The sequence below is a fragment of the Mesorhizobium sp. M6A.T.Cr.TU.017.01.1.1 genome, from assembly GCF_004023115.1.
Taxonomy (GTDB): Bacteria; Pseudomonadota; Alphaproteobacteria; order Rhizobiales; family Rhizobiaceae; genus Mesorhizobium; species Mesorhizobium mediterraneum.
Map to the genome: position 1 here is coordinate 21,619 of NZ_RZTA01000031.1, position 5,398 is coordinate 27,016.

Genomic DNA, 5,398 nt, shown 5'->3' on the forward strand with positions numbered 1-5,398 from the left:
CTGCGGATGTACTCGGTCGGGTCGCGTTTTATGACCAGCCCGCCGTTGGCAACAGTCAGCCAGTCGTAAAGTCGGGTCAGCATGAAGCGCAGCGCCGAGCCGCGCGCCAGCATCGGCAGCGCGGCTTTCTCGTCGCCGCTCAAGGGTCGCACGCTCTGGTAGCCGGCAAGCAGCGCCGTGCCCTTGGTCAGGTTGAAAGAAAAATCTTTCTCGAAGCACCAGGCGTTGAGGCAGGTGGCGACATCATAGGCGTAGAGATCATTGCAGGCGAAATAGAAGTCGATCAGCCCGGACAGTTTTTCGCCGAGGAAGAAGACATTGTCCGGGAAAAGATCGGCATGGATGATGCCTTCCGGCAGGCCTTTGGGCCAGTTCCGTTCGAAATCGGCGAAGTCGGCATCGACTTCGGCCGCAAGTCCCGGCTCGACCTCGTCGGCGCGCGCGTGGGACGCGTTCCACAGCTTACGCCAGCCATCGATGGCAAGGGCGTTCGGGCGGGTCATGGGAAAGTCCTGACCCGCGAGATGGAGTTGCGCCAGCGCCTTGCCGACCTCACCGCAATGCGCTGCCGTCGGTCGCCGCAGCGACAGGCCTTCGAGGAAGGTGATGATGACCGCCGGCCGGCCGGCAAGCGTTCCGATCACCTCGCCATCCTGCGCGGTCACCGGAAGCGGGCAAGAAATGCCCTTCCTGGCGAGATGGCCCATGAGGCCGAGGAAGAACGGCAGGTCGGCCTTGTCGACGCGCTTTTCGTAGAGCGTCAGGATGTAGGAGCCGCTGGTGGTGTGCAGCAGGAAATTCGAGTTCTCGGTGCCTTCTGCGATGCCCTTGTAGGACAGGAGATCGCCGACCGGATAGGGCTTCAGGAACGCGCCGAGCTCACTTTCATTGACGTCGGTGTAGACCGCCATGGACCTTACGCGGCCCCATTGACGAAGGCCATGTCGGCCGCCGTCAGTTCGACGTCGCGCAGGACCCGCATCACCGGAAAATCCTCCGTTTCAGTGGCCGTCACCGCCAGCTCGATCGTCACATTGAAGCGCTGCCGGAAGGCGTCGATGATCTCGTCAACAATGATTTCCGGCGCCGAAGCGCCTGCCGACAGGCCGAGCGTCGAGATGCCGGCAATGTCAGTCCACGGAATTTCGGAGGCGCGCTGCACGAGGAGTGACATCGAGGCGCCGGCGCGTTCGGCCACTTCGACAAGACGCCGCGAATTGGAGGAGTTGGGGGCGCCGACGATCAGGAAGAGATCGGCACCAGCGGCGGTCTCCTTGACCGCCTCCTGACGGTTGGTGGTGGCATAGCAGATCGATTCCGCGGCCGCCGCATGTAAATCGGGAAAACGATCCTTAAGCACGCGGATGATGCCGGCGGTATCCTCGACCGAGAGCGTCGTCTGGGTGACGAAACCGAGTGCCTGCGGGTCGGCGGGCACCAATTTCGCGGCGTCAGCTTCGGTCTCGATCAAGGTGACGGCGCCGTCCGGCAATTGCCCCATCGTGCCGATCACTTCGGGATGGCCGGCATGGCCGATCAGAAGCACGTGGCGGCCAAGCCGCTGATGGCGCATCGCCTGCTTGTGGACCTTCGAAACCAGCGGGCAGGTGGCGTCGAGATAGAAGAGGCTACGCGCCTGGGCGTCCGCCGGCACCGACTTCGGCACGCCATGCGCCGAAAAGACGACCGGGCTCTGGCGATGCTCCGCCGGTATCTCGGAGAGCTCCTCGATGAACACCGCACCCAGGCTTTGCAGCCCCTCGACGACGTAGCGATTGTGCACGATCTCGTGGCGGACATAGACCGGCGCGCCGTATTTCTTCAGCGCCAGAACGACGATCTGGATGGCGCGATCGACGCCGGCGCAGAAGCCCCTGGGCTGGCAGAGCCTTATCGTCAGCGGCGGCTTTGTGGTCGTGTGAAGCATGATTCCCGGCCGGTTGGTCGTATCGTGAACTCAGGTCTTGAACTCAAGGCGCGAAATGAGGTGCGCACCCCTGCCCTGTCAAGGGCGCCAGCGGCGATCATTCCTCTTTCGCCGGGCGGCGAAGCCTGAAGATGAGGACGCCGGCAAGGGCAGCGGCAAGGCCATACCAGGTTACGGCGTATTGCAAATGGCTGTTCGGCAGGTTGATGACGGTAACACCGCCGACCGGCAGCCCACCCGGGTTCGGGGTGGCGTCCGCGTCGATGAAGAATGGCACCAGCCCTGCGCCGGCCGGCAGACCCGCGCTCGCCGCCATGGCATCGCGATCCTTCCAGTAGAAGATGTTCTTCTGCGGATCATTGTCGGGAAGCATCATCGAGGGCTTCGCCGGCAGCGGGTTGCGGGCGAGCCCCGTCACCGTCACTTGGCCCTCTACCTGGCTTTGCGGGCGCTTGGCCGCATCCTTGAGATCGTAGGGCACGAAGCCGCGATTGATCAGGACGAAGCGGCCGTCCTCCAGATGCAAGGGTGTGAAGACATTGAAACCGGACTGGCCTTCCCAGGTCGCGAAGAAATGCCGCTCGCCTTGATGCAGGAAAGTGCCTGATGCCGTCACCGGCGTGTAGTCGACGTCTCCGGTGGCGGCAAACCGCTTTTCGATCTCGGCCAACGGCACGGGCGCCGAGTGCGTGCGCTGGTCGATTGTCTGGAGAAGACCCTCTTTCCAGTACAGGCGCTGGACCTGCCAGGTGCCGAGCGCCAGCAAGATGAAGAACAGCACGAGGCCGAAGCCAAGCAGCAATGCCGTCTTCGGCCGCGAACGGCCTGCGACCGAACCGGATGTCGTGCTCATTCGCCGAGGTCCAGCCTGCCCTCGGCCGCCTTGTTGCGGTACTGCAGCGTCAAAAGCACGCCTTTGATCAGCCTAAGCGCCCCAAGGCATAGCACCAGCGTCAGCGGTATCCACAGCATGAGATGCAGCCAAAGCGGCGGACTAAGCGTCACCTCCATCCACAGCGCCAGCCCGACGACGATGAAGCCGATGATCAGGATGACGAACACCGCCGGACCGTCGCCGGCATCGGCGTAGGAATAGTCGAGGCCGCAATTGGCGCAGCGCATGCCGACGGTGAGAAAACCGGAAAACAGCCTCCCCTCGCCGCAGCGCGGGCAGCGGCCGTGCAGGCCGGCCGAAATCGGATCGATTGGTGGCCAGATCGCCTTGTCATCGCTCATTCCGATACCTTAGTGCCGTTCGCCCCAAAAGATAAGGCGGCCACGTCGCCGCAGCCGCCTCGCCACATTCCCTTAAAGATTTCAGTGACCTTCGATCACCGCGCCGCTTGATGCCCACACATAAATCGACGCAAACAGGAACAGCCAGACCACGTCGACGAAGTGCCAGTACCAGGCGGCCGCCTCGAAGCCGAAATGCTGCTTTGGGGTGAAATCGCCCTTCATCGCGCGAACCAGGCAGACCAGCAGGAAGATGGTGCCGATGATGACATGGAAGCCGTGGAAGCCGGTCGCCATGAAGAAGGTGGCGCCGTAGATCGAATCCCTGAAGCCGAACGGCGCGTGCATGTACTCGTAAGCCTGCACCATGGTGAACAGCATGCCGAGACCGACGGTCAGCACCAGGCCGTTGATCAGCCCCTTGCGGTCGCCATGAATAAGCGCGTGGTGCGCCCAGGTCACCGTGGTGCCAGACAAAAGCAGGATGACGGTGTTGTAGAGCGGCAGGTGGAAGGGGTCGAGAACCTCGAGGCCCTTCGGCGGCCAGACACCGCCGGTGAAGGCGGCGCGGGCGTATTGCTGTGCCTCGCCGGGAAACAGGCTGGCGTCAAAGAAAGCCCAGAACCAGGCGACGAAGAACATCACCTCGGAAGCGATGAACATGATCATGCCGTAGCGCAGATGCAGCGACACGACACGCGTGTGGTGGCCTTCATGCGCTTCCTTGATGGTGTCCGACCACCAGGCGTACATCGTGTAGATGACGATCAAGAGGCCGATGTAGAACAGCCATGGATTGGCGATATTGAAGCCGAAAATGGGGAAATCGCCACCCTTGAGATACTGCATGTAACAGACGCCGCCGATCGCGGTGACCAGCGCGCCGACCGAGCCTAGGAACGGCCACGGGCTCGGGTCGACGAGATGGTAGTCATGTTGTGGTTTTGCGTGCGCGTCTGCCATATCAACCCCCGAGGCTTCGTTCGGTATGTGAAACTTTGTTGCTTGTGCCTTCGGCCGGCGCCGACGACGCGACCGGTTTGTTCTTCTCGTTCTTCTCGACCGGGAACATCGTGTAGGACAGGGTAATCGTCTTCAAGTCCTTCAGTTCCGGCGCATTGACGATGTCGGGATCTACATAGAACACGACCGGCATATCCAGCGTCTCGCCAGGCTTCAGCGTCGTGTCGGTGAAGCAGAAACACTCGACCTTGTTGAAGTAAGATCCCGCCAGTTCCGGCTGCACGTTGAAAGTCGCGCGGGCGGTGGTGGCGCGGACGAACTTGTTGGTCGCGCTATAATGCGCCTGCGCCGTCTCGCCTATCTTGATGGTGACCGAGCGGGCGACTGGCTCAAACTGCCATGGCACGCCGGCCGTATTGGCGTCGAAACGGATGGTGATGTCGCGGTCGAGCACGCGGTCGGCATATTGCTGCGTTGCGCGTTTCACGGTGCCGCCGTAACCGGTCGCCTGGCAGAACATCGCGTAGAGCGGCACCGCGGCATAGGCCATGCCGATCATGCCGCCAAAAAAGGCGATGCAGACGCCGGCGACGATGCGGTTGGTGTTCCTCTTTTGGGGATAGGTCACTGTTTGGCGGTTCATCTTGAGCCTCACATCGTTCCGGTGAGGTTGTGACCGAATTTCACGACGGTCGCGATATAGAAGATGACGACAAGCACCGCCAGCGCCAGGCCGATGGCTACCGAGCGGTTGCGCCGAGCCTTCTGCTGGCGCTCCGTCAGCGTGACGAGTTCAAGCTTTTTGTCGGCCATGATCATGCTCCGCCCATGGCCAGCACGCGCCCGACAACGCAGTCGGCAAGGTAGATGGCGAAAATGGCAAAGAGGTAGAGCAGCGAGTAGCCGAACAATGCCTTGGCCGGCTTCATCACATGGTCGTCGTCCGCCATCTGCAGCACCTTCCACGCATACCAGACGAAGCCGGCGCCAAGCAGCACCGCTAGGGCGCCATAGGCGGGTGTGGTGAAACCGAGCGCCCATGGCAGCACGCCAACCGGCGCAAGGATCAGCGCGTAGGCGAAGATCTGGCGTCGGGTCGAAGCCTGGCCGGCGATATTCGGCATCATCGGGATGCCGGCCCTGGCATAGTCCTCGGACTTGAAGAGAGCGAGCGCCCAGAAATGCGGCGGCGTCCACAGGAAGATGATCAGGAACAGGACGACGCTTTCCAGGCTGACCGTTCCGGTCACCGCGGCCCAGCCGATTACCGGC

Annotated in this window: 8 protein-coding genes; all 8 read right to left on the minus strand. The window is 62.2% G+C overall.

The genetic code is table 11. The annotated features are described in order from the left end of the window. Nucleotides 1-911 (minus strand): homoserine kinase (locus EOB36_RS12590; RefSeq protein WP_245467773.1); only part of this gene is annotated, 911 nt, incomplete at its 3' end. 5 nt (nt 912-916) lie between these two features. After that, nucleotides 917-1,927 (minus strand): 4-hydroxy-3-methylbut-2-enyl diphosphate reductase, encoded by a 1,011-nt coding sequence (gene ispH, locus EOB36_RS12595; RefSeq protein WP_095486173.1) that lies wholly within the window; start codon nt 1,925-1,927, stop codon nt 917-919. A gap of 97 nt (nt 1,928-2,024) precedes the next feature. Then, complete coding sequence (locus EOB36_RS12600; RefSeq protein WP_164897507.1) at nt 2,025-2,780, minus strand: SURF1 family protein; 756 nt, start codon at nt 2,778-2,780, stop codon at nt 2,025-2,027. Next, the gene (locus EOB36_RS12605) at nt 2,777-3,163 is read right to left on the minus strand and encodes a DUF983 domain-containing protein (RefSeq protein WP_128284964.1); all 387 of its coding nucleotides are present in this window, start codon (nt 3,161-3,163) and stop codon (nt 2,777-2,779) included. Before EOB36_RS12605 ends, EOB36_RS12600 begins: the two co-directional genes overlap by 4 nt. An 81-nt stretch (nt 3,164-3,244) precedes the next feature. Continuing rightward, a complete protein-coding gene (locus tag EOB36_RS12610; protein WP_128284965.1) occupies nt 3,245-4,126 on the minus strand; it encodes a cytochrome c oxidase subunit 3 in 882 nt (293 codons plus the stop codon). A 1-nt stretch (nt 4,127) separates the two neighbouring features. After that, complete coding sequence (locus tag EOB36_RS12615) at nt 4,128-4,769, minus strand: cytochrome c oxidase assembly protein (RefSeq protein WP_128284966.1); 642 nt, start codon at nt 4,767-4,769, stop codon at nt 4,128-4,130. Nucleotides 4,770-4,777: 8 nt separating this feature from the next. Beyond that, nucleotides 4,778-4,939: a hypothetical protein gene (locus EOB36_RS12620; protein ID WP_077381685.1), complete on the minus strand. Its 162-nt coding sequence runs from the start codon at nt 4,937-4,939 to the stop codon at nt 4,778-4,780. 2 nt (nt 4,940-4,941) lie between these two features. Continuing rightward, nucleotides 4,942-5,398 (minus strand): UbiA family prenyltransferase (locus EOB36_RS35140; protein ID WP_245467775.1); only part of this gene is annotated, 457 nt, incomplete at its 5' end.

Coding starts and splice junctions, on each gene's coding strand:
- EOB36_RS12615 (WP_128284966.1), bottom strand. CDS start 4,769: ATGAACCGCCAAACAGTGACCTATCCCCAAAAGAGGAACACCAACCGC.
- EOB36_RS12610 (WP_128284965.1), bottom strand. CDS start 4,126: ATGGCAGACGCGCACGCAAAACCACAACATGACTACCATCTCGTCGAC.
- EOB36_RS12620 (WP_077381685.1), bottom strand. CDS start 4,939: ATGGCCGACAAAAAGCTTGAACTCGTCACGCTGACGGAGCGCCAGCAG.
- EOB36_RS12600 (WP_164897507.1), bottom strand. CDS start 2,780: ATGAGCACGACATCCGGTTCGGTCGCAGGCCGTTCGCGGCCGAAGACG.
- ispH (WP_095486173.1), bottom strand. CDS start 1,927: ATGCTTCACACGACCACAAAGCCGCCGCTGACGATAAGGCTCTGCCAG.
- EOB36_RS12605 (WP_128284964.1), bottom strand. CDS start 3,163: ATGAGCGATGACAAGGCGATCTGGCCACCAATCGATCCGATTTCGGCC.